The organism is Massilibacteroides sp. (genome assembly GCF_028705895.1).
GTDB lineage: Bacteria > Bacteroidota > Bacteroidia > Bacteroidales > Tannerellaceae > Massilibacteroides.
Map to the genome: position 1 here is coordinate 56810 of NZ_JAQWCQ010000005.1, position 24274 is coordinate 81083.

At 37.8% G+C, this 24274-nt stretch carries 18 protein-coding genes and 1 pseudogene; 9 read left to right on the top strand and 10 right to left on the bottom strand.

What is annotated here, in order from left to right; genetic code table 11:
* Positions 1-19: 19 nt before the first annotated feature.
* From PHT93_RS02240 to PHT93_RS02255, 4 genes are read left to right on the top strand one after another with little or no spacing between them, the layout of a single operon-like run.
* Positions 20-2014, top strand: coding sequence for a TonB-dependent receptor plug domain-containing protein (locus PHT93_RS02240; protein WP_363318612.1), 1995 nt, complete (start codon positions 20-22; stop codon positions 2012-2014).
* Positions 2011-3186, top strand: coding sequence for a DUF5074 domain-containing protein (locus tag PHT93_RS02245; protein ID WP_300238957.1), 1176 nt, complete (start codon positions 2011-2013; stop codon positions 3184-3186). Before PHT93_RS02240 ends, PHT93_RS02245 begins: the two co-directional genes overlap by 4 nt.
* A 2-nt stretch (positions 3187-3188) precedes the next feature.
* Positions 3189-4397, top strand: a complete 1209-nt coding sequence (locus PHT93_RS02250) for a cell surface protein (RefSeq protein ID WP_300238959.1) — start codon at positions 3189-3191, stop codon at positions 4395-4397.
* Positions 4398-4424: 27 nt separating this feature from the next.
* Positions 4425-6164, top strand: coding sequence for a DUF5074 domain-containing protein (locus PHT93_RS02255; protein ID WP_300238961.1), 1740 nt, complete (start codon positions 4425-4427; stop codon positions 6162-6164).
* A gap of 18 nt (positions 6165-6182) precedes the next feature.
* Here PHT93_RS02255 and PHT93_RS02260 read toward each other — a convergent pair whose 3' ends face one another.
* Complete coding sequence (locus tag PHT93_RS02260) at positions 6183-7400, bottom strand: sugar MFS transporter (protein ID WP_300238964.1); 1218 nt, start codon at positions 7398-7400, stop codon at positions 6183-6185.
* Positions 7401-7559: 159 nt separating this feature from the next.
* Between PHT93_RS02260 and PHT93_RS02265 the strand changes: the two genes are divergently transcribed.
* Positions 7560-9119, top strand: a complete 1560-nt coding sequence (locus tag PHT93_RS02265) for a DUF4435 domain-containing protein (protein WP_300238966.1) — start codon at positions 7560-7562, stop codon at positions 9117-9119.
* 9 nt (positions 9120-9128) lie between these two features.
* Positions 9129-10892 (top strand): glycosyltransferase family 39 protein, encoded by a 1764-nt coding sequence (locus PHT93_RS02270; protein WP_300238969.1) that lies wholly within the window; start codon positions 9129-9131, stop codon positions 10890-10892.
* 4 nt (positions 10893-10896) lie between these two features.
* Here PHT93_RS02270 and PHT93_RS02275 read toward each other — a convergent pair whose 3' ends face one another.
* Positions 10897-11700 carry a DUF1080 domain-containing protein gene (locus PHT93_RS02275; protein WP_300238971.1) on the bottom strand — a complete coding sequence of 268 codons (804 nt, stop codon included), beginning with the start codon at positions 11698-11700 and terminating at the stop codon, positions 10897-10899.
* A gap of 127 nt (positions 11701-11827) precedes the next feature.
* Between PHT93_RS02275 and PHT93_RS02280 the strand changes: the two genes are divergently transcribed.
* Positions 11828-12475, top strand: coding sequence for an HAD family phosphatase (locus PHT93_RS02280; RefSeq protein WP_300238973.1), 648 nt, complete (start codon positions 11828-11830; stop codon positions 12473-12475).
* On the opposite strand, the gene PHT93_RS02285 is transcribed toward PHT93_RS02280, so the two are convergent.
* The 8 genes and pseudogenes from PHT93_RS02285 to PHT93_RS02320 all read right to left on the bottom strand — a co-directional run.
* Complete coding sequence (locus PHT93_RS02285; protein WP_300238975.1) at positions 12472-13116, bottom strand: hypothetical protein; 645 nt, start codon at positions 13114-13116, stop codon at positions 12472-12474. The genes PHT93_RS02280 and PHT93_RS02285 overlap by 4 nt on opposite strands.
* Positions 13097-13903, bottom strand: coding sequence for a metallophosphoesterase (locus tag PHT93_RS02290; protein WP_300238977.1), 807 nt, complete (start codon positions 13901-13903; stop codon positions 13097-13099). The genes PHT93_RS02285 and PHT93_RS02290 overlap by 20 nt, the downstream gene beginning before the upstream one ends.
* A gap of 32 nt (positions 13904-13935) precedes the next feature.
* On the bottom strand, positions 13936-14658 hold the full coding sequence (locus PHT93_RS02295) for an HAD family hydrolase (protein ID WP_300238980.1): 723 nt from the start codon (positions 14656-14658) through the stop codon (positions 13936-13938).
* Positions 14659-15579, bottom strand: coding sequence for a CDP-alcohol phosphatidyltransferase family protein (locus tag PHT93_RS02300; RefSeq protein WP_300238982.1), 921 nt, complete (start codon positions 15577-15579; stop codon positions 14659-14661).
* Positions 15579-16436, bottom strand: coding sequence for a hypothetical protein (locus PHT93_RS02305; protein WP_300238985.1), 858 nt, complete (start codon positions 16434-16436; stop codon positions 15579-15581). The genes PHT93_RS02300 and PHT93_RS02305 overlap by 1 nt, the downstream gene beginning before the upstream one ends.
* A gap of 4 nt (positions 16437-16440) precedes the next feature.
* Positions 16441-17142, bottom strand: a complete 702-nt coding sequence (locus tag PHT93_RS02310) for an NDP-sugar synthase (RefSeq protein WP_300238987.1) — start codon at positions 17140-17142, stop codon at positions 16441-16443.
* A 71-nt stretch (positions 17143-17213) separates the two neighbouring features.
* A complete protein-coding gene (locus PHT93_RS02315; RefSeq protein WP_300238989.1) occupies positions 17214-18506 on the bottom strand; it encodes an inositol-3-phosphate synthase in 1293 nt (430 codons plus the stop codon).
* Positions 18507-18678: 172 nt separating this feature from the next.
* Positions 18679-18953 (bottom strand): annotated as a pseudogene (locus PHT93_RS02320) (TonB-dependent receptor plug domain-containing protein); the annotation flags it as partial.
* A gap of 814 nt (positions 18954-19767) precedes the next feature.
* On the opposite strand from PHT93_RS02320, the gene PHT93_RS02325 reads away from it, so the two are divergent.
* Positions 19768-22245 (top strand): alpha-L-arabinofuranosidase C-terminal domain-containing protein, encoded by a 2478-nt coding sequence (locus PHT93_RS02325; protein ID WP_300238991.1) that lies wholly within the window; start codon positions 19768-19770, stop codon positions 22243-22245.
* 24 nt (positions 22246-22269) lie between these two features.
* A complete protein-coding gene (locus PHT93_RS02330; RefSeq protein ID WP_300238994.1) occupies positions 22270-24138 on the top strand; it encodes an endonuclease/exonuclease/phosphatase family protein in 1869 nt (622 codons plus the stop codon).
* The last annotated feature ends 136 nt before the right edge of the window (positions 24139-24274 follow it).

The following is a 24274-nucleotide window of genomic DNA, read 5'->3' on the forward strand; positions in this document are numbered from 1 at the left end:
GTTTATAAAAAAAACATGTTTGATTTTTGTTTCTTTTTTCGGCTTTGTTGTGTTGTCTGCGCAGAGTCGTTTGGATAGTATCCAGGTTTTGAATGAGGTGGTGGTCACTGCCTCTCAGAATAAAGAGGTTATTGCTCCTCAGAAACTTTCCGGCAAAGAATTAGAAATGCTCAATACATTTTCTGTTGCTGATGCCATACGCTATTTTTCCGGAGTTCAGTTGAAAGATTATGGAGGGGTAGGCGGATTAAAAACGGTTAATATCCGTAGTTTGGGAACGAATCAGGTCGGTGTTTTTTATAACGGCATTCAGCTGGGAAATGCACAGAACGGACAAGTCGATCTGGGTAAATTCTCTATGGATAATATCGAAGAAATAGCACTTTATAATGGTCAGAAAAGTAAGATATTCCAATCTGCCCGTGATTTCGGAGCGGCAAGCAGTATTTATATTACCCCACGTAAACCTCGTTTTAGCGGAAATAAAAATACGAATATCAGAGCAGGACTGAAAGTGGGTTCTTTTGATCAGCTCAATCCTTCACTTTTGGTGGAATATAAAATAAGCGATTATGTGAATCTGTCGTTTAATGGAGAATGGATTAATTCAAGCGGGAAATACAAAGTACATTATAAACGGGTTTTCCCCGATACCGATATAGTCGCTTACGATACGACGGCAACGCGTGAGAACGGAGATATCAATGCCTCTCGCTTAGAAGCGTCTCTGTATGGTGCTTTATCAAAAGGTTCATGGAATATCAATGCGTATAATTATTCTTCAAACCGGGGAGTGCCGGGAGCTATAATTAATAATGTGTGGCGACGGGGTGAACGGATGAATGATGTTAATTCGTTTATTCAAGGTAATGGAAAATATGAGGTTTCTGATTGGTGGACCACCCAGCTGAATGCAAAGTATGCTGCCGACTATACTCATTTTGAAAACTTCGACTATACGCTTTATCCTACCAATAATAAGTTCAGGCAGAAAGAATTCTATATCGCAACCGCCAATCTCTTTCCGCTTACAAGCTGGTGGGATATGTCTTTATCCTACGATTTTCAATGGAATACGCTGGATGCCGACTTTCAACGTATGGATGATTATGATGTTTTTGCGTATCCAACCCGCTATTCGCATTGGCTTGCTTTGGCCACGGCTGTTGAATTCAATCGTTTGCGTATGCAGGCAAGTCTCTTGGGTACGTTTGTTAATGAAACGGTAAAAAAGTATGAGGCTCCGGAAGATAAACAAGTATTTTCTCCCGCTTTTTTTGCTTCCTATAAACTCTTAAGAGAAGCGGATTTTCGGTTGAATGCGTTCTATAAGAAAGTGTTCAGAATGGCTACATTCAATGAAATGTATTATGTAGAGATGATTAGCTCTGATATTAATCCCGAATATGCCACTCAGTATAATCTGGGGCTGACTTATCAGAAAGAGAATAAACATTCTTTTATCCGGAATCTGAACGTACAGGTGGATGCGTATTATAATAAAGTGGAAGATAAGATTATTTCCACGCCTAAAAGTCCCCTGTTTAAATGGACTACGTATAATCTGGGACTTGTCGAGATTAAGGGAATTGATGCGTCAGTGGGTACTATGTTCGATATGCATAAGGTCTTGTTCAATACAAAAATACAATATACGTATCAGAAAGCGCAAAACTTTACGGACCCGACCGATACCTTTTATGGCGACCAGATTCCGTATATTCCCTGGCATAGTGGAACGTTGATCGCCTCTGCAATGTATAAAAACTGGATTCTGAATTATAGTTTTATCTACACAGGCGAACGTTATAGTCAGTCAGACAATATTATCTACAACCATGTACAACCCTGGTACACACACGATATCTCGTTGGTTAAGACATTCAAAATAAATGAACTGAACTTTAAAGCAACCTTAGAAGTGAATAACCTGCTTAGCCAGGATTATGAAGTGATTTTTAATTATCCGATGCCTAAACGTAATTACAGGCTCTCATTCGTGGTGGAATTATGAGGCATTTGAAACTATATATTACTTGTTTTTTTACTCTCTGCCTGCTGTTTTCGTGTAGAGAAGACGAACATATTGTTATTTCAGAATTTCAGCGGATACCCGATACCGTTGATGCGGATACGGAAATTGCCGGTATGTACCTGGTGAACGAGGGGAATATGGGAAGTAATAAATGTACGTTGGATTATCTGGATTTTACTACTTCCGTTTACCTGCGTAATATATATGCCGAACGTAATCCTACTGTTGTTAAAGAGTTGGGAGACGTGGGAAATGACATTCAGATCTATGGCGGCAAACTTTATGTTGTTGTCAACTGCTCGAATAAGGTCGAAGTTTTGGATGCGCGAACCGGCATACGTTTGACACAGATTGAAATACCTAATTGCCGGTATGTACGTTTCTATCGAGGGTATGCGTATGTAAGTTCTTATGTGTCGGGCGTGCTGATAGATCCGAATGCTCCTTTAGGCGCCGTCTTTAAAGTGGACACAACGACATTGAATATTGTAGATAAAGTAACCGTTGGCTATCAGCCTGAAGAAATGGAAGTGCTTGGCGAATACCTCTATGTGGCCAATTCGGGAGGGTATAGAACTCCCTATTATGATAATACGGTGTCTGTTATAGAGTTGGAGCGATTTAAGCAAGTTAAAAAGATTGTTGTAGAAATAAACCTACACCGGATCAGAAAAGATAAGTATAACAGACTCTGGGTGAGTTCGCGTGGAAATTATAATGATGTGGATTCTCCCTACGGTACGGTATCTTCTAATTTGTTCTTATTGGAAAAGAAGGTCGGCTACAATGACATGGTCGTGACTGATACAATCAATATCCCATGTTCAAATATGGCATTGCACGGAGATTCGCTGTATCTCTACAGTCATGATTATGACAACCAGACGCAAAATAGTAGTCTGACCTATGCTATTGTTGATATTCGAACAAAAGAGGTTGTTAGCAAGAACTTTATTACGGATGGGACGGAAGATGAAATTAAGATGCCTTATGGAATAAATATCCATCCCGAAACAGGTGATATCTACGTGACCGATGCAAAAAATTACGTGTCAACAGGAACCTTATCTTGCTATGATAAAACGGGAAAGCGTAAATGGCGTGTACAAACAGGGGATATCCCTGCTCATATGGTGTTTCTAAAGAAATGAGAATGAAAGAACAACATAGTATATTTCTGATCCTGTTAGGATTTATCGCATCGTTTTGGAGTTGCGAACGAGAAACGCCTATTCTCAGTTTGGGATTAGATGATGAATATTATTTATATCGGATGCAGGGCTATCGGTTTTCGCCCGGGTTTACAGGAGATTCTTATCGGTGGAGTCTGTTGTTACCAGATGGCAGGGACTCATTACTCTCAACCGAACACAGTTATACTTTTGTTCAGAAAGAGGAGGGGAGCTATTCTATTCGCTTTGAGATTCTTGATGCGGAAAAACCATACGTTTTTGATTTTGAGGTGGAAGTCTTACATGAGACTGTAGAGTATAGTCCTTATATCTCTCGTGTGCTTGAATACAAACCGGCTCCCGGACAGTTCGTTAATGAAATGCCTTTATATGAGGAAGGTGATACTGAGGAAACAATGCGAAAAAAAGCGGAAGAGAATATTTCCGGCAAAAACGATGTGATGATTTCTTTAGGTGGTTTCGGAGGCTATGTAACTTTTGGCTTTGATCATACAGTAATGAATGTAAAAGGGGGTAAAGATTTTTCGATACTCGGCAATGCTTTTTATTCTTTGGTGGAAGTTGGAAAATCAGGTGGTAGTTGCGAACCGGGTATTGTAATGGTAGCCTTTGATGAAAATCAAAACGGTCAACCGGACGAGGAGGAATGGTTTGAATTAGCCGGTAGTGAATACTATAAACCGGAAACTTTCAAGAATTATAAAATTACTTATTATAAACCTGAAGCAGATAAGCTACCGTTGCCCGATAATAGCGGTAATCTGACAGATACTACTTATGTCAAATGGATCGATAATCTGGGAATGAGCGGTTACATTCCTAAAAATAAATTTCACAAACAAGATTATTATCCCAAGTGGATCAATGAAACAGAGCTCTCTTTTCAGGGGACACGGTTGGCTGATAATGCGGAGGATGTCAGTGGGTTGGGTACGTATTGGGTATTATACTCGTATGATTGGGGATATGTGGACAATCATCCGAATGACTCTACGTCATTGATTAGTTTTGATATAGACTGGGCAATAGATAAAAATGGTCAGCCGGTTGATCTTCCGGGTGTAGATTTCGTACGCGTCTATACAGGAATAAATCAATCTTGCGGTTGGATAGGTGAAACCTCTACAGAAATAATTCGTGCACAGGATTTACACCTTGAAGCAAAATAATAAATGAATAACAAATAAGAATAAAAAATGAACAGGATCTTTACTTTATTAGTTGCATTATCTGTTTCTTTTTCTGTTTTTAGCCAGGAAGAAACAGAATATACTGAAGGAGTCTTCATTGTTAATGAAGATTGGTACGGACATCAGAATAGTACTATTAATTTTCTTTCTGATGACGGAGAATGGACATATCGGGTTTTCCAGAAAAATAATTCCGGAAAAGAATTAGGTTGTACAAGTCAGTTCGGAGCGATCTATGGAGGAAAATTCTATGTCGTGTCAAAACAAGAACGTGATCCCGGAGCTCAGGTAACCGGTAGTCGTTTTGCTGTTTGTGATGCTAAAACAATGAAATGCCTGAAAGAGTTTCAAACGATTGCAACAGACGATTCGGGTAAATCAATCGCTGACGGTCGTTCGTTTCTTGGTGTAAATGAGAAAAAAGGATATATCGGTACAAGCAACGGTATCTGGCTTTATGATATAGAGAAGATGGAGATCGGAAACCAGATCGAAGGAACCGGAAACCCCAATGGCTCGGGTTATGGGCAATTATATTATGCGCAAATAGGAACAATGATCCGTACAGAAGATTATGTGTTTGCGGTACATCAGAAAAACGGTCTGATTGTTATTGACCCTGAAACGGATAAAGTAATACGCACAATTGCTCCACCTGAATATATAGATGAAGAAGAGGTTAAATCCCGTGGGTTTGGTTCAATAGTACAATCTAAGGACGGTTCCTTATGGATCAGTATGGCATATAACACAGCCGGTGGTGGAGGAACACTGCCTTATCTGATTAAAATGAACCCCTATACCTTTGAAGCAGATACAATTCAGATTCCGAATGAACAAGGCATTGAAGAAATTCCTAACTCTTGGTATGCCTGGACTGCCGATGGTTTTTGTGCAAGTACGCAGGAAAATAAGATTTACTGGAATGGAAACAATGGTAATAGCTGGTTTAAAGGCAGAAGAATATTCTGTTATGACATAGACAACAATACTTTTTCAAAGATTTATGATTTTGAAGAAATGCCGGGCAACTGGATATTGTATGGTGCAGGGTTTAGATTGCATCCAGTGACAGACGATATCTATGCCTCTATATTTCACGAGTTTCAGGATCCGACTTATGAGACAGTGCGTATAAATAATAAAGGAGAATTGCTTCACGAATACCCGATGATTTCAAATTACTGGTTTCCGGCCATGCCTGTATTTCCCGATAATCATGTACCGGTGGTTACTGATATTCCAAATGTTTATTGTAACAGGGCGGATACTTATACGCTTCCTCTAAATACTTATGTCAAAGATGAAGATAATACGTCTGTCTCTATCGTAAAAACAGTTTTAAGTAATAGTGCTCCTGATATTTATGAAGCAACCACGCGTAACGGGGAATTACAGATTAATCCTGTTGGTGACAAGACAGGTAGTGGAACTATTATAGTGCAATTCAATTCGAATGGACAGCTCATTAGCCGGAATATTAACGTAACGATTGGCGATCTGCCTACGGCAACCGAAACTGTTTCTACAGATAACGAACGCATTTATATTGCCAATAATACACTGTATGCTGAAAATTGCAACGCATACCAAATCAGCCTGTTTAATATCAATGGTGTAAAATTGAAAGAAATAAGAATTGGCGGAAATGAGTATTCCGAATCGCTCAATCTACCAAGAGGAATCTATATCCTTCACGCCACGAAAGACGGCTCCGTTATAACGAGAAAAATTGTAATAAAGTAAGTTTGTGTTTTTACGGGATTAAAGTTTATAACCTTTGATCCCGTAAAACATAATATAAATAAAGCATACTAATGGTATGATGAAGCCTATAGCCATTGTCTTTTCACCCATATAACCCATTAACATGGGAGCAAAAGCTCCTCCCGATACTCCCATAATGATGTACGAGGAGGCTCTTTTAGTATAAGACCCCATCCCCGATAATCCCAAGGCAAAAATAGTAGGGAACATAATCGACATAAAAAAGAAACTGGCATACAAGGCATATAACGAGATCGTACCAAGTTGTAAAATCACTAATATCATGGCTATGACACATATTAAGGAATAGGCTGTCAATAGTTTATGCGCTTTGAAGCGTCCCATAATGAAACTGCCCGATAGACGTCCGATCATGAATAATAACATACCACCGAACGCAAGAAAATGAGAGGCCTTAAGAGGAGTGATGGTTGTGTCGAGTTCGGTTACATAGTTAATGAAGAAACTGAATATACCCGTCTGAGCTGCACAATAAAGAAACTGTGCTATAACCGCTAATAAAAAATGTTTATGCTTCCACATAGGACGAGATGGTTCCGACGCAACGATCTGTTCATCTTTCTCTTCTATATTAGGTAAGCGCGTGAAAGCAAACAAGATCGCAATTAACAATGTGCAAATACCCAGTATTATATATGGTTTTGTTAATGCCATAGTGTCTCCCGCTTCTGCTCCTAAGATTAATTGTCCGCCAATAAACGGACCTAATACCCAGCCTAAACCGTTAAAAGACTGAGAGAGATTGATGCGTTGAGCTGCACTTTCCTTCGGTCCTAAAACGGTAGAATAAGGATTTGCTGCCGTTTCTAAAACACATAATCCGCAGGCAACAATAAACAAGGCTATCAGAAAAGGATCTGCTGAGTGTAAATAAGCTGCAGGTATAAAACTTAACGCCCCAAGAGCATAGAGTAATAATCCGAGAATGATGCCTTTCTTATAGCCATAACGTTTCATAAACAATCCCGCCGGTATGCCGATTAAACCATAAGCAATATAGGTCGAAAATTGGACAAGTCCCGATTGCGCTTTACTCATTGTGAATGCAACCTGGAAATGTTTATTTAGTACGTCTAATAATCCATGAGCCATGCCCCACATTAAAAACAAACTCGTAACGAGTATAAAAGGTATCAGATAGGATTTTCCGGTCGGTGATTGAAATAAGGATTGTTTCAATGGCTTTTCTTTCATGGTATATTTTTATTCGTTTAACTGACTCTCGTTTCAAAATTAATGTTTTTTTTTGATTGTGAAAGACGATCTGATGAATCAGAAGCTATGTGGATTAATTTAACTATATTTGGCGAATTATATTGTGGATATGTTTAATCCTATATTTTCAGGCATCTGATGAAATTAATATTGCCCAAAAAACTGAATACACCTACTGTCGGTGTATTGGATACACAGAAGACAAATACCGTGGTTATTATTGGAGCGAATGGTTCCGGGAAAAGTTCGTTTGCTAAAGAACTTGCTAAGTTACATCCCGGTGCGTCGGAAAGAATCTCTGGAGTAAGTTCGTTGTATCTAAGCAGACAGGAGAGTGATATTCCTCAAAATAACCTTGCTTTTTTACAAACTATTCTTTCTGGAAATTCGGTATCGGTACTCTCTGAGTATGAAAAACTGATTATACGGTTGCAAAGTGAAGAATTTGCTGCTGCTCTGAAATATAAGGAGGAAAGTAAACAAAATAAGAATTCGTATCCTCCGTTAACGAAGATAGACCGCATACAGGCCGTATGGGAAAAGATGTTCCCGCATAATCGGTTGATTCGTACTACCGGATTTATTGAACTGGCGTCAGCAAGTAATTTGAGTGATCATTATAGTGCGGAACGAATGAGTGACGGTGAACGAATTGTATTCTATCTGATAGGCGCTATCCTTTGTGCCGGAGAAAATTCGTTGCTGATCATTGAAGAGCCAACCTTATTATTACACGAGTCGATAAAGAATATGCTTTGGGACGAGATTGAGAATCTTCGTCCGGATTGTACGTTTGTTTATTTAACGCACGATATTGAATTTGCTTCTTCAAGGACTTTCGCCAAACGACTATGGATTCGTTCGTACGATGCGGTTGACAGACAGTGGGATTATGAATTTCTCGAAAGTAATGGCGCTTTTCCGGAAGAAGTGTACCTGACGTTGTTGGGAAGCCGTAAACCTATTTTGTTTATCGAAGGCATAGAAGCAAAAAGCATAGATAGTCGTCTGTATCCGCTTGTATTCCCGGATTATATGGTTAAACCTATGGGCGGTTGCCAGAAAGTGATTGAAACGACAAAAGCTTTCAGACAATTGAAAGACTTTCACACCCTTGAGTCTATGGGTATTGTTGATCGTGACAGACGTACGAAAGGAGAGGTAGAGTATCTGAAAGAACAACATGTCATGGTGCCGGATGTCGCAGAGGTAGAAAACCTATTGTTGTTAGAACCCATAATAAAAGTAGTGGCAACTAAACTAATGGTGAATCCGGATGTCGTGTTTAATGAAGTAAAGGAAAATATCATTAAATCGTTCAAAAAAGAGTTGGATGAACAGGTACTCCTGCATGCTAAACATCGGGTTCGGAAAAGATTGGAAACTGCTATTGATCGAAAGATCTCGACTATGGAAGAGCTGTCGAACCATGTTTTTAATCTGCAAGAGACAATCGATGTTGAAGAACTTTTCGACAAATTAAAAAGAAAATTTTCAGTTTATATTGAACACAAAGACTATAAATCTGTTTTACGCGTTTATAATCAAAAGGCAATGATCGGGCAAAGTCAATTATGCTATTTGTTGGGTATAAATAATAAAGGGAGTTATCTCAATCTTGTTATTTCTATTTTAAAGGAAAATAAAGAACCGGCTGAAACAATACGAACAGCTATCAAACAATCATTAGGTTTATAATTTAAGACTATGCGTACACCAAATCTTCAATATTTATATTTACAGAAGCCAGTAACTTTAGTTGTTGTTTTATGTATAATCTCTATTATACCCTGGATTATTTTAGGCGATTTCTCGACGAAGGGTGAGCCTCGTGAAGCGGCTGTTGCAATATCAATGTTGGAGTCCGGTAACTGGGTTCTTCCTTATGTTTATGCGAATGAGTTTGCTTATAAACCTCCGTTAGCTCATTGGTTGATGGCCGTCTTTTCTTACCCACAGGGATATGTGTCTGAGTTTACTTCCCGTTTGCCTTCAGCAATTGCTTTCATCACGTTAATTGCATCGACATTGATGTTTTTTGGCAAGCGTTTGCGATTTCAACAGGCTTTCATTTCTGTTTTGTTTTTATTGACCTGTCTTGAGATACATCGGGCAGGAATGACCACCCGGGTCGATATGTTGTTAAGTACCTTTATTGTACTGGCTTTATACAGACTCTATAAATGGGAAGAATATATGCACCTGAAGGGGTTGCCTGTTTTCATACCCTTTTTCCTTAGTTGTGCTATTCTGACTAAAGGGCCGGTCGGAGCTATTCTGCCGTTATTTATATTCGGTGTTTACTTGTTGGTTTTAAATAAATACAGTTTGCTTACCGTCTTTAAATCCTTGCTTTACATTGGGGTAGCGTCGCTGTTTTTACCAATGATATGGTATATTGCAGCCTGGAAGCAAGGAGGGGATGAATTCCTTAATTTGGTTTTAGCAGAGAATTTTGGACGCTTTTTCAGTATAAGCAACCTTGATATTAATTATAATCTTGGACATGAAAATGGGGTCTGGTATAATTTTCAAACCTTGCTCACCGGCTTTATTCCGTGGACTTTATTATTTGTCTTTTCTCTATTTGGCATAAAAATGACAAAGCCGGATAAACCATTTAAAGAAACCGTAAAGAATATCTGGACACGTTTTCGTTCATCTGACAAGGTGGTTATCTTTAGTGTTGTCGCGTTAGTTTGCGTTGTTTTTTTCTATTCAATTCCATCCAGTAAACGAAGTGTTTACCTGATTCCTGCCTATCCTTTTATCGCTTTATTCTTGGCTCAATATGCACTTTATTTAACGGAATACAGGCGTTTGGTTACTCGCTTTTTTGCAGGATTCCTGGCTTCGCTTGTCTCTTTGATATTGGTCATGTTTGTTCTTATTATGGTTGGCGCCATAAATCCGGTGTCAATAACAGAGGGATTTACTTCCCGTGAAAGTACTTTAGATATGGTTCGCCTGTTTACGCAGGTTTTTGCATCGCCTTCCTGGATAACGATTACTATATTGCTATTAACTCTTCTTTCCGTTATTATTGTCTGGTATCAGATGTTTAAGAAGATCAATATTAAAATATTGTACTCAACAATCGCTCTTGCTTTTGCCGTAAATATGATCGTAGATGGTGTGGTAATGTATAATCAACGAGCAGCAACTTCTTCTCGCCCATTTGCCGAACAGATTATGAAAGATTATCCTTTAAACAAAGAAAATGTATTTGTGACGAATAATCTCTTGGAGTTCCCCAATTTGTACGGAATGAATTTCTATATGGGAAATATGTTTCACGATATAGCTTATGAACAACCGCAAGAAGGCTATTTCCTTGTAACAACAAAAAGTGCAGATAAGGTGATAAAAAAATATGGAGATCAATATGAGTTTACCCATTTGACCTCCACACCCAATCGCATTGCAGACGTACGCGATAAGATTGCCCTGTATAGTATCAGGCGCAAATAATTTTTTAGTTCAGCTCTTTGATCTTGATATTGCGGAATGCAACTTCGTCGCCATGATCTTGTAGTAAAATATGCCCTGCTTTTGCTTCTCCGAACGGACCTGCTTCGTTATAGCTCGGAGCGGCATATTTGCTGTTCTTTACTAATTCTTTAAATTCAGCGCTTCCACGTTCGTATTCCAATACTTTTACTCCATTCAGCCAATGTTCTACATGGTTGTTTGGAAAGACTTTAACAACTGCTGTATTCCATTCGCCAATGCCGTTGAAATTTATATTTTCACTTTTCTTCATATCATAAAGGCTGGCAAGCGTTCTGCTGCCCGGATAAGTCGTGTATAGTTTGGCATCCGGATGTTTTTCGTTGTCAAGAATCTGGAATTCAAGTCCATATGCAGAGCCTTTTTGCTTTTCTTTTTCTGTTACGAAATACTTGATTCCACTGTTTGCTCCTTCTGTTATCTTAAAATCAACGCTTAATTCAAATGCCGAATATTGTCCGTTGCTTACAATATCGCCCCCGTTTGTTGATTCTGCTCCACCGGATTTATGTACAATCAGTTGGCCATCTTTTACAGACCATCCGTGTTCAGGGAAAGCATCTTTATGTGCTCCTCTCCATCCGTTTGTTGTTTTTCCGTCAAAAAGTAAAACCCAGCCATCTGCTTTCTCCTGATCAGTCAATTGATTAACTACTTCTGCTACAGGGGCAGCAGCTTCTACCGGTTTTTCTGTTTTTTGTGAGTTTTTTCCGCCGCAACTGCAAAGAACTGCAGTGCTTAATACGGCCATTGTGAATAGTGCTTTCATTGTTTTTATATCCGTTTTTAATGTTGTGTACGCCCACAAAGATAGGAGAATTTCATGATAATAATAATTTTTTATGGAATAATCGTGTTATATTTGACCTGAAATTCTATAAACGAACAAAACAGAAATGATTAACCCTAAAGTAGCTCTTTTTGATTTTGATGGAGTTGTAGTGGATACAGAACCTATCTATGATGAATACTGGAATCAAGCAAGTGTGAGGTATGAAACTGGTATTGAAAACTTTGCCAAGGTGATTAAAGGAACAACTCTTCCTGCCATAATCGAAAATCATTTTGCTGATCGCTCAGATGATTTTAAACAATTAGTGATACAGGAGTCTATGGAGTATGAAAGAAGAATGCCTCTTCCTCCAATGCCCGGATCGATAGAATTCCTGCATTTGTTGAAAGAGAACGGGGTGAGAATGGGATTAGTCACCAGCTCGGACGATGTTAAAGTAAATAGGGCTTTTAATGAATTATCGCTTCACGGTATGTTTGATAGCGTTGTTACGGCAGACAGGATCAATAAAGGGAAACCTGATCCTTCTTGTTATCTGTTGGCTGCAAAAGATTTTGCTGTTGATCCGCAGGACTGCATTGTATTCGAAGATTCTTTTGCCGGAATACAGGCGGGTACGGATGCCGGAATGAGAGTTATCGGCTTGAGTACGACCAATCCGAAGGAAACACTTGAAGATAAAGTATATCAAGTGATTCCGGATTTTTCTAAGGTGTCGTTTGATGACTATATGAATTGGTGTAAAGACTAAAATATTTGTAGTTTAATACCAAATGCCAGACTTAAATAATCTTTTGGTTTCAGATAGCTATTGTTGATCGCATTTATTAGATACAGATCAGAAGTGCTGAGTTCGTAAAAGAATGAAATGGACTTGGCAAACATATCCTGGCGTTTGAACTTATAGGTGAAACGTTCGCTGACAAAGACATGGATGCGGACTTTAGTAGAGAATGAATAATATCCTTTCGGATATTTCTCCGGATTCTTTACCCAAAAGTCGTCATCAAATAATGTGTTGAGAAATAATCCGCAGCTTAATGGCTCAAAATCGAAACGATTACTAAGAGGAACTTTCCAAGGGATATAATTCTGTTTCAATGTGAAAGTAGCCATCGCATGTCTGTCGGTGTTTTTAGGGATATAACCGAGTAGCATATCCGTCTCCCAATGCCCTTTACCATAATTCCATCCGACACCTGCCGATAACATTCCGATTGAACCGGCGAATTGACCTTTTATATAACGAGGTATTAATTTGTTCCAAAACGTAATACAAGGGAGTTCTTCACTTTCTATGGGAGCACGTTCTATTTTTTGCGCATTACTTTGGAAAGGAAACAGGAGTAATGCAATCAGTAGGATCACGGATTTAGTATTCAATTTCTTCATAGGTATAACCGTCTGGTGTTAGCGTGAATAAATAATAACCACGTTTCTGCATAGTTGTACAACCATAATATAGAACCCCATCATTGAAAATATCTCTTACCTTAAAGTTATGTTCGTGTCCATGAAGGCAGAAGAGGAGTGAAGGAAACATCTTTATAACTGCCTGAAAAACCTCCTTTACATTATTATTGAACTGCTCGTTCCCCGGAGGTGCATGCATGGCGACTATTGTTCGTTTGGATGAAATTGAATCAGCGATTTCTTTATAAAGAAAATTAAAGTCAGGAATAGGATTGCTATAATCATATTCCAAAGCGTTCGTGTTGAGGCAAATGAATTTTACGTCGCCGACTATAAAAGAAAAATTCTCTTCGCCGTACATCTTCTTGAATACTTGTTCTCCGTTACCAATAATATCATGATTACCAATTAGTGAGACATACGGGACCTTTAATTTCGACAGGATTCTATGAGCCCATTCAAATTCTTTTTTTAATCCGAAATCAGCAAAATCTCCACCATGCAGAATAAAATCTACATTATTGATACTACTATTAAACAAATTAACAAAATCCTCTGTTTCATCGTAAGCTCGTTGTGTGTCGCTGATCATAATAAAACGAATCGTATCTTTATCATGACAGATAGATTCTATCTTTTCAATATTTGTTTTGTTAATGCCTGTCTCCGTATCTGATGATAATCGTCCATCATAAGGATGATAATCAATCAGATCACAAGAAATAAATAAGAATAAGAACAAAAAGTAGTAAAGAAATCTGACCATTTTGTGTAAGATAAAGTTTAGGAAAAAGAAGCTTAGGATAAAAGCAGCTTCTCTAATTCTTTGAAATCTGAAATAACAGCATCGGCTGTTTCGTGCCCTTTATATGCTTCCCAGCCAATGTTTTTTATCCATATAGTATGACATCCTATACTTGTTGCAGGAACAATATCTTTATCATAAGAATCTCCGATTACAACAATTTGCTGACTGTCCATTTTTAGTTGTTTAACTCCCAGATCGAATATATCTGGATTGGGTTTTCTTACCCCGACAACAGCTGATTCCACAATGCTCCCGAAATAGCTGTCTAATCCAAAATCCTTAAGCACAGCTTCTATATTTCCATAAAAATTGGAAACTAACACCATAGGATATCTTTGAGCAAGAAGTGCAATGATGGGTTTAGCATTAGCCGTTGTTTGTTTTGCAAATTGATAACACCAATCTGCAATTGCTTCGGCAGTATCTTCTCTGAAGCAATTATCAGAAAGTTTTCCATTTTCTTGTAACCATTGTATCTGAATTTCCGTTTTGATGCGCATCATATCCTTAAATGTATGATTCGGACGTATCAGTGGGTTTCGCGCAAGAGTACGTTCTCCATGAACATAAGCTTCACGAAAAACGTCTTTATCTATTGGAATAAGAAAGGTTTCATATGCCTGCCAGATAACTTCAGCCCAATGCAATCCGTTACTGTCTATCGTGCCTCCGTAATCGAAGATAATCCCTTTTATAGTATCTAAACTACCCATTTACTTGTTTTGTTTCAATAATTCAACGCGAAAGTTTTCACAAAAATGCTCATGTGTTGTAATCATATAAACCAACATAATATTTAGTACCGTCAATTCGAATACAAAATATAACCATGGCATGCCGATAAAGATACTTACGAATAAGGCAATGACACGCGTATTAAACGATAGCATATTGGTGTATTTCATTAATGGAAGACTTTTTTTTCGAAATGCTTGTCGAAATTCTTCGGGAACGTTATCTATATAAACCGAATGAAGAGTTTCCATCATCTTTTGAAATTTAGGAGAACTTTGTTCTTGTCCTTTGGTGTAGTTAAGATAAAAGAAACCGAAAAGCTTATAAATAAAATCTTTCTTCCACGAAAGTTTCTTAAAGTCTGCCTCTAATTTGTCCGACCTTGACAATTCACTACCTGATTCACCTTTGAGAAATAGAAGATGTATATTGCGGTAATAATCTGCCATAGATGCCTGTTTGCTATGGAAGAATCCGGTGACTGCTCCAAGTATCCATATCCATATTCCCCATTCAGGAGTAAGGCGTAAACAAATGGCTGCATATATACTGATAAACCATAAGTCACCACAGGCTCCATCCAGAACGCGCCCAAGAGCACTTTTCTGTCCTGTCATTCTGGCTAATTGTCCGTCAGCGCTATCGTAAGAGTTGGCCCAGATAAGTAATAACATGCCAATTACGTTGATTGTCAGGTTGTTGAAGTAAAAGCAAATTCCTGCAGCAATACCAATAAATATGGAAGCGATAGTTACGGTGTTAGGTGAAATCTTTAATTTTTTAAATAATAACGCCCATTGATAGCCAATCGGACGATAAAAATGAATATCAATAAATTCCTCTGTATCTAAAGACTTCAATGTCGATTCAAACCCTTGTTGTTTTCTGTTTTTTTCCATTATTCTGTAGCCATCATATAAATACGTTGAGCAATATATTTTGCCGCTTCTTCACGACAAGGCGCGAAACTTGGCCAGTCGTTAAAGTCAATTAAGCGTATTTCTCCATTTTCATTGATAATGCAATCCCCACCATATATGTTTACATTAAGCACATCTCCTGCCTTAGAACAAATATTTTTCAACTCTTGCTCGTCAAAAGGTATCCCTTTTGCAGTCCCATTGATTTGTTCTAAACCAAATTTGCTATGGTTCGTGCTGGAAGGATAAAACCAAAAGAAAAAATCCGTGTTCTTAACGCCATAGAATTTTACTAAATCGCCATTTAAATGCTCATTTACTACGGCTGTCCTGATTCCTCTGATTGCATATTCTCTCAAAATGCTTTTGGCTTCATCGGGATGCCTTACGTATGTCACATCTTCTCGATGAATAGCATGGAAATCCCCTCGTTTGATCCAGCAATTATGAAACCCACTCTTTACCAATGCTTCTTCCGGGTCTTCGTTCGTATTTAAATATAAACTTTGAGGATGAGGTATCTCATTCTCAATAAGTAATCGTGTCATTTTCTCTCTCGTACAATTCTCAATCCCGTAAGCGGAATTCATCACCCGGCATCCCTTATCCTCCATTTCCTGTAACTTATGGATAGACTGCCATTCGCGTACCATATTAAAGATAATGCTTTCCCGGACATTGCCGAGTATCAAATCTGTTTCTGCGTACTTATGTATTTCACATCCTTTTTTTTCCAGATGTTCTGCGGTAAGATTGAATATTGCAGCATCATTTCCAATATGGTTAGGTGAGAATTTATCTTTTCTACAAATTCCGGCTATAGTTAATTTTGTCATTCCTTTATTTTGTTAGCAAAAAACATTCAGCCTTTTGAATGTCTTCGGCATGATCTACGTCAATAATCTTTTTGAACGGATAAGCTTTAAGCTGCAATCCTTCTTTTATTAATTGTTTTTGATAATTACGCATTCTCGATACCCCGTTTGCAATAGCCTTATCAAGTACTTTTATTGCATTTTGTCTGAGGCAATAGATACCTCCTGAAATGTATTTGCTTCCATATTCATTGGTATCATAAAAATTATGTATAAATAAGTTCTCGTCAACATCCACATAGAGTGGCTTCTCGTCATCAATGTAATCTGTCACAGCCATTAATCCATCAGACTGTTCATCTTTAACAAATGTATCAATATATTGTTCGAATTCTTTTTCAATAAAAATCGTGTCAACGGTTGTTAAACATAGTTTGTCGCTTTTAACATAGCGACTTAACTCATAAAAACTATGCATTGAACTCGGGGTGCTTTTAATTACTAAATTTAGAGGAATGTCTGTTTTCACCCCTTTCAGATGTTCCTGTACTTCTTTCATTTGTTCGTTAACAATGATACTGATAGACGTCGCCTTATTCTTAATAAAAATAGAAATCAGGCGATCTATCAATGTTATACCCTGTAAACGAACCAAAGGTTTCGGACTTTTTATACCTTCCTGTACTAAACGCGACCCTTCTCCGGCCGCTATGATTGCATAATCCATAAATAAAGTATGTCAGTTCTTTAATATGTGTCCCAAAAGCTATGCTTTCAGGACACATGTTTAAATTACCTTTAGTCAAGATAATCTATTGTTTCTTCTCCGATAATCTTGCGTAACGTGTTTTTAAGTATTGTATGTTGGATAAATAAATCATGTTCAGGAACATGATCTGCATCATGCATCGGGCTTTTGAAATAGAATGAGAGCCAGGTCTGTATTCCATAAAATCCACAACGCGATGAAAGATCTGCAAATAGAACTAAGTCCAGACATAACGGTGCAGCTAAAATAGAATCACGACATAAAAAATCTACTTTCAGTTGCATTGGATACCCCAACCAGCCAACGATGTCAATATTATCCCATCCTTCCTTGTTGTCTTTACGAGGAGGGTAGTAGTTGATACGTACTTTATGGTAAATATTTCCATATAGTTCAGGATAAATATCCGTTTGAAGTATGGTGTCGATAACAGAGAGTTTACTAACCTCTTTTGTCTTGAATGATCCGGGATCATCTAATACCTCACCGTCTCTATTACCTAAAATGTTGGTTGAAAACCATCCATCTAATCCCAGCATACGAGTTTTCAACATTGGAGCCAACACTGTTTTCAGCATGGTTTGTCCTGTCTTGTAGTCTTTACCGCAGATAGGTACTTGTTTCTTTTCAGCAAACTCCCACATGGCAGGAATATCGACACATAAATTAGGCGCTCCCATAATGAATGGACAACCCTCTGCCATCGAAGCATAAGCATAACACATACTTGGAGAAATTACTTCCGTATTATTCTCCTTTAATGCATTCTCGAAATCTGCGAGAGTATTATGTTCCTTGCTTTGCGGAATAAAAACTTCTGTACTTGCTGCCCACATAACAACTACGCGGTCGCAATTATTTTCTTTTTTGAAAGAACGAATATCTTCACGTACTTGTTCCATTAAGTCCCAACGTGTCTTACCTTCTTTCACATGAGTACCATGTAATCTTTTTACATAGTTTTGATCGAATACCGCTTTCATTGGGCGGATCACAGTTAATTCGTCTTTTACAACCTCCAGGTCATCTTTGCTGAGCACTTCTGCATGTCGTGCAGCTTCATAAAGATTTTCTTCGAAGATGTCCCATCCACCAAAAACCAAATCCTTTAAATCTGCTAATGGAACAACATCTTTAATTTTAGGAAATCTATTTTCATTACGTTTACCAAGTCTGATTGTTGCTAATTGTGTTAATGAACCAATAGGTGTTCCATGACCTTTTCTTACTGATAATGTTCCTGCTATAAACGTGGTTGATACAGCACCACCCACGCCAATTACCAGAATTCCTAATTTTCCTTCTGCAGCATTGATTTTCATGTTAAATATAATATTGATGTTTATAACAAATAAAAATTACAAAAATACAAGTATTAAACAGTTAAGATTAGGGCGTTTTTCTATTATAGTTAGTCAAAAATACTATATTTTTTTAATCTATAATTCTTTTTTGTGAATAATCGATGACAAGGCTTATCTGTTCGGTGAAAATGGAAGTCTCTGCGTTTTTAGCAGCTACATTGAAGAAGTTGGCAAAAGTATAAGAGTCCATCGGGTCTGGTAAATGTACTGCACTACTAATGCGGAAGTTGTTGTTGTAATTAATGCTGACTTTTCCGCTTTTCCCTTTTTAGAGGTAATCAGAACAACTCCAAAAGGAGCCCGTGAACCGTAAATGGAAGAAGCCGCCGCGTCTTTGAGCACAGAGATATTTTCAATATCCTGAGGATTGACCGTATTGATATCACCTTCCATACCATCAATCATGTCCATACATTTGTTAGTGCATGGAATATAGGGGAGCTTGACTGTTAATATCCTTTTAGCGGAATAAAAAACAGAAGAAAATGATAAAAACAAAATGTCGGCAAATCTCTTTGTTTGACATCCAATTGATAGTGATCTTAACAAAGGCTTTTTAAGGCATTTTATTTTAGAAAACAACGACGCCTGTATCAGAAAAACAAGTATCGTGAAAGTCGATAAAAAACGCATAATACGGAATGTCCGTTTTTTTTAAGCAGTCAAAGTTGAACGAAAAACGAGTAAAAAAAATCTATCCCGATGTCTTTGAAAAAAGATACTTTCGGTTTTTGTTTATAAAGGATATTTTTCAAAAAACGACCTTTATATTTCCGGCAAAAACAGCCGTGTTTTGGTCATTATGTAATATTTATTCGTTCAAAACGATATAAACGCAAATAAATAAAGAAAATTATTGTTTTTGCGCGTAAGCAAAATCTTGAAAAAAACAGCTATTTGTCAAAAATCCAAACAACCGCCTTCACAATAGAGATCCCTATAGATAAAACGGCATTTACTAAAACTGAAATAAACACAGCTACATTAAGAGCCTGTTTAAATTTTTATAGGATATTTCTTGAGGGCTTGTTTCGGTCTTCTTTCGTCTTCTTTTTTGCTTATCTGCATCTCCGAATTTGGAATGACTCCTACTGAATTTCAAAAATTATGAAGTTTCGTGCAGATTTACTTTTTATGTACTCTTGAATGGTCGTATTCTTTCAATAGCCTATGGGAATTAATATATATCTTTGTGCTTTTTAGAAGAGTATTATAAATTATGAGTAATCATAGAGGGTATATATCTATTTCCAGACTGATTTTGAGTTGGGTTGTTTTATTGTTCGTTGGTTGTGTTCCTGACCTACCGCCTACTTCAACAATCACAATAGATATGAGGGTGACCCCAACGCCTGTAAATACTCATTTATATGGACTTTCTCTGGAAGAAATAAATCATGCAATAGAAGGAGGTTTATATGCCGAGTTGATTCAAAACAGGAGTTTTGAAGATGGGGCTTTGCCTGTACATAGTGCTTACGACAGGGGGAGAAGCGTGTTGGTTACTCCAAACCGCTGGACAATTCCGTTTCCCTCACCGGATTCTGTGCCCGGATGGCATAGATTATCGTCTAAGACCTATTTTACTACCGATGTTTCAACTCCTCTGAGCGAAAAAAACAGGAGATCATTGGCCGTGTCTGTTTTTACAGAAGGAGATGAAAGAGGGGGAATGGTGGCTGAAGGATATAAAGGTATCCCGTTGACTAAAGGAGAACAATATGTCTTTTCGTTTTATATCAGATCATCTTCTCTTTCTTCGGGTAAAGTTTCTATTGCGCTGGAAGATTCTTCTTGTTCACGCTCTTTGTCCGCTCCGTTTGACGTGACTCCTGCATATGACTGGAAACAATATCGTCATACCTTTACTGCAGTTGAAGATGCCGATAATGCTGTTCTGACGATTACAACTTCACAGCCAACATTTTTTTATATTGATGAAGTTTCTCTTTTCCCTCAGAAAACATGGAAAGAAAGGGCGAACGGACTTCGTGCAGATCTTGTGAAAGAGATGGAAGCATTAAATCCTAAGTTCATACGTTTTCCGGGAGGCCTTTTTGTGGAAGGTTATACAAATGGAACTTATCCGATATGGAAAGAATCTGTAGGTCCTGTAAGTGAGAGACGGCATTTCTGGAATATATGGGGGTATGGAACTTCAAATGGAATGGGGTATCATGAATACCTGGAACTTTGTGAAGACTTAAAAGCAGAGCCACTGTATGTTATAAATAGTGGAATCACCAATCAGGAGCGTCGTCCGCGTTATGAAGTGATTACGGCAATGGATAAATTAGTTCAGGATGCACTGGACGCTATTGCCTATGCGAATGCTCCGGTCGATTCTTTATTGGGAGAGATGCGGGCAAAGAATGGACATCCTGAACCCTTTAATTTAAAATATATTGAAATCGGCAGCGAAAACTACGGGACGGAATATAGAAAGCGTTTTCAGTTATTTAAAGACGCAATTAATAAAGAATATCCTGAAGTAACGGTTATCAGTAGCTCTCAGGTATCAGAAAAGTTAAGAGGACAATGGATAGACACTCACCTTTATGCCAATCCGGATTTCTTTATCGCTAATTCAACTCGTTACAAACAAGAGAAACCTTCGTTGAACTATTCATCTGTGTTTATCGGTGAGATGGGGGCTGTTTGTGATGAATACGGAGGTACACTGAAAGCAGCGATCGGAGAAGCTTGTTTTTTGATAGGAGCAGAAGCAAACCCATTAATAGTAAAGAATATAGCTTTTTCCCCGATTTTTGGAAATACAGAATACGAAACGCAACGATATCCCTTAATTTCATTTAAGAAGGATAGCATTATCCGTACCCCTTCTTTTTATATGCTAACGATGTTTGCTCAGAATCGTGGATCAGGCATTTATCCTACAGATGTGAATGCGTATGAACGTCCGTATGTAAAAGAAGGAAGAGCTTCTATCGAATTATTCGATAACAGTTATGAAATAAAGAATATAAAAATAAATGGATCCTCCATTAGCAACTATAAGGTGTTAAGTGGAGACTGGAAAATGTATAACGATCAGTTAATACCTGCTGCAAACCGTTGGAACAACATCCTTTTAGGTGATTCGGGACTTTTTAATTATACCTTTTCCGCCACAATAAAACGGACAAAAGGAAGCGATCCCATTCAATTGAGGATCAGGGATAATGGTTGGGAAGGAGATCGGAACGAACATATCGGCTTAACCTTAGGAGAAGAATATGTCTGGTTCTACCATCAGACAGGTAGTATAAAAGACACATTGGCTACTCCGGTAGCATTCCCTTTCGAAAGTCACCGTGAATACCATATCTCACTAACAGCAACGGATGATCTGTTACAATGTCATATAGACGGTACGCTTATTTACGAAGTAAAACAAAAACCGCTTCCTTCTCTTGTCTCTGTTGCCACTATCGACGAAGAAAATCACCAACTATTACTGAAAGTGGTTAACACAACAAACCACGAAGAAATAACCGAACTGGATATACTCGGTGCCAATGTGAAAAATGAGATTGAAATAACCGAACTATCCGGAATCCCCGAAGCCAAAAACACATTTCAATTCCCCAACCAAATAATTCCCCTTTCCAAAACTCATACCTTTAATATCGGTATGCCAATGATCTACCGTTTCCCCCCTCATTCAATAAGTTTGATAAAAATGGATTTGGAGTAATACATAATTAAAAATGAGAAACATATGAAAAAAGCTGTAACGTTGAAACTAATTATTTTGTTTGTCTTATGCTTTACCTGTTTTAATAGAGCGGAAGCAAAAGAGATTGAACCAAAAGAAGCGAATTCTTTGAGGATCATGAGTTATAATGTGAAGAACTGTTCAGGAATGGATAATGTGACAGATTACCAGAGAATTGCAGATGTCATTAATCGCGTTACTCCGGATGTGGTTGCTGTTCAGGAATTGGATAGTGCTACTCAGCGTAGTCAAGGTGTGTTTGTATTAAAAGAATTAGCGGAACGAACTCTTAAGCATTGGACTTATGCGCCGGCAATCGATTATCAGGGAGGTAGGTATGGAGTAGGAGTGTTGTCAAAAGAGAAACCGCTTGGCTATAAGATGGTTCCTCTTCCCGGAAGAGAAGAACAACGTATGTTACTTATTGTTGAATTTGAAAAATATGTATTCTGTTGTACGCATTTTTCGTTAACTAAAGAAGATCAGGAATTGTCTGTACCTATTATTTTCGATGCAATAAAGGGCATTCAAAAACCACTCTTTCTTGCCGGAGACATGAATACGGTGTATGATTCTCCGACTCAGGTTGCACTTCGTGAGAAATTTAAGACATTAAACAACTACAAAGAAAATACGATTCCTGTTGTAAATCCCAATCGATGTATTGATTTTATTTATGGTTATGAAAACGGGAACACCTATTCTGTTTTAAAACGCCGGGTTTTGTTCGAAGAACAAGTTGCCTCTGATCATTTACCATTGTTTGTTGATGTACGTTTGAGTGCAGATAAAGCAGCTATTATGCGTACGAAGCCTTATCTGCAAAATCCTGTTGATGGGGGTATGACGGTTTCCTGGTTAACAAATGTTCCTGTTTACAGTTGGGTCGAATATGGAACGGATAAGAATCTGGAATTAAAAAAAGACTTAATTGTGGATGGACAAATAATATGTAATAATACACGCCATAAAATACGGTTGACTGATTTGAAGCCGGGACAAACGTATTATTATCGTGTCTGCTCTCGTGAGATAACATTGTATGAAGCTTATAAAAAAGAGTTTGGCGATACAGCCTATTCTGAAACCTATTCATTTACTATGCCGGGGAAAGAGGGTGACTTTAAGGCTGTTATTTTTAATGACCTACACAAAAAGAATGATGTTTTAGATTTGTTGGCGAAACAAATAAAAGGAGTGGATTATGATTTTGTAATTTTTAATGGAGATTGTATTGACGATCCTAAGAATGAGAAACAAGCAGTCTATTATTTGTCCTACATGAATGAGACGGTAGGTGCTGAAAGAAAGCCTGTGTTTTATATTCGCGGGAATCATGAGATAAGAAATGCATACTCTATTCAATTAAGGGACTTATTTGATTATGTTGGTGATAAAACATATTCTGCCTTTAACTGGCAAGATACTCGTTTTGTTATTTTAGACTGTGGAGAAGATAAACCGGATTCAACTTGGGTGTACTACAATCTGAATAATTTCGAACAGTTACGTTTGGATCAGGTCGGGTTTTTAAAAAACGAGCTGAATTCAAAAGCATTCAAATCAGCAAAAAAGAAAGTATTGGTGCATCATATCCCGACTTACGGAATGCCTTCTAAAAGTTATCTTCCTTGTGCAGAGCTTTGGAATCCGCTACTCAGTAAAGCTCCATTTAACGTTTGCTTAAATGGACATACTCATCGTTACGCCTATCACCCCAAAGGTTCAGTAGGAAACAACTATCCTGTTGTAATAGGTGGCGGAAACAGAGTGGAAACAGCAACGGTTATGCTCTTAGAACGTCAAGGAAATACTTTATCCTTGAAAGTTATGAATACAAAAGGTGAAAAAATATTGGATATTGTGTTGTAGATAATACAAAATAATATTGAGGGGGATGTGTTAAAAAAATATCCTTTATAGTCATTGCCGATATAATCAGCAATGGCTATCTTTTTTTAGCTAAAATGTCTGATAAACTATAAATGTTTAGTTTTTGCTCAGTAGT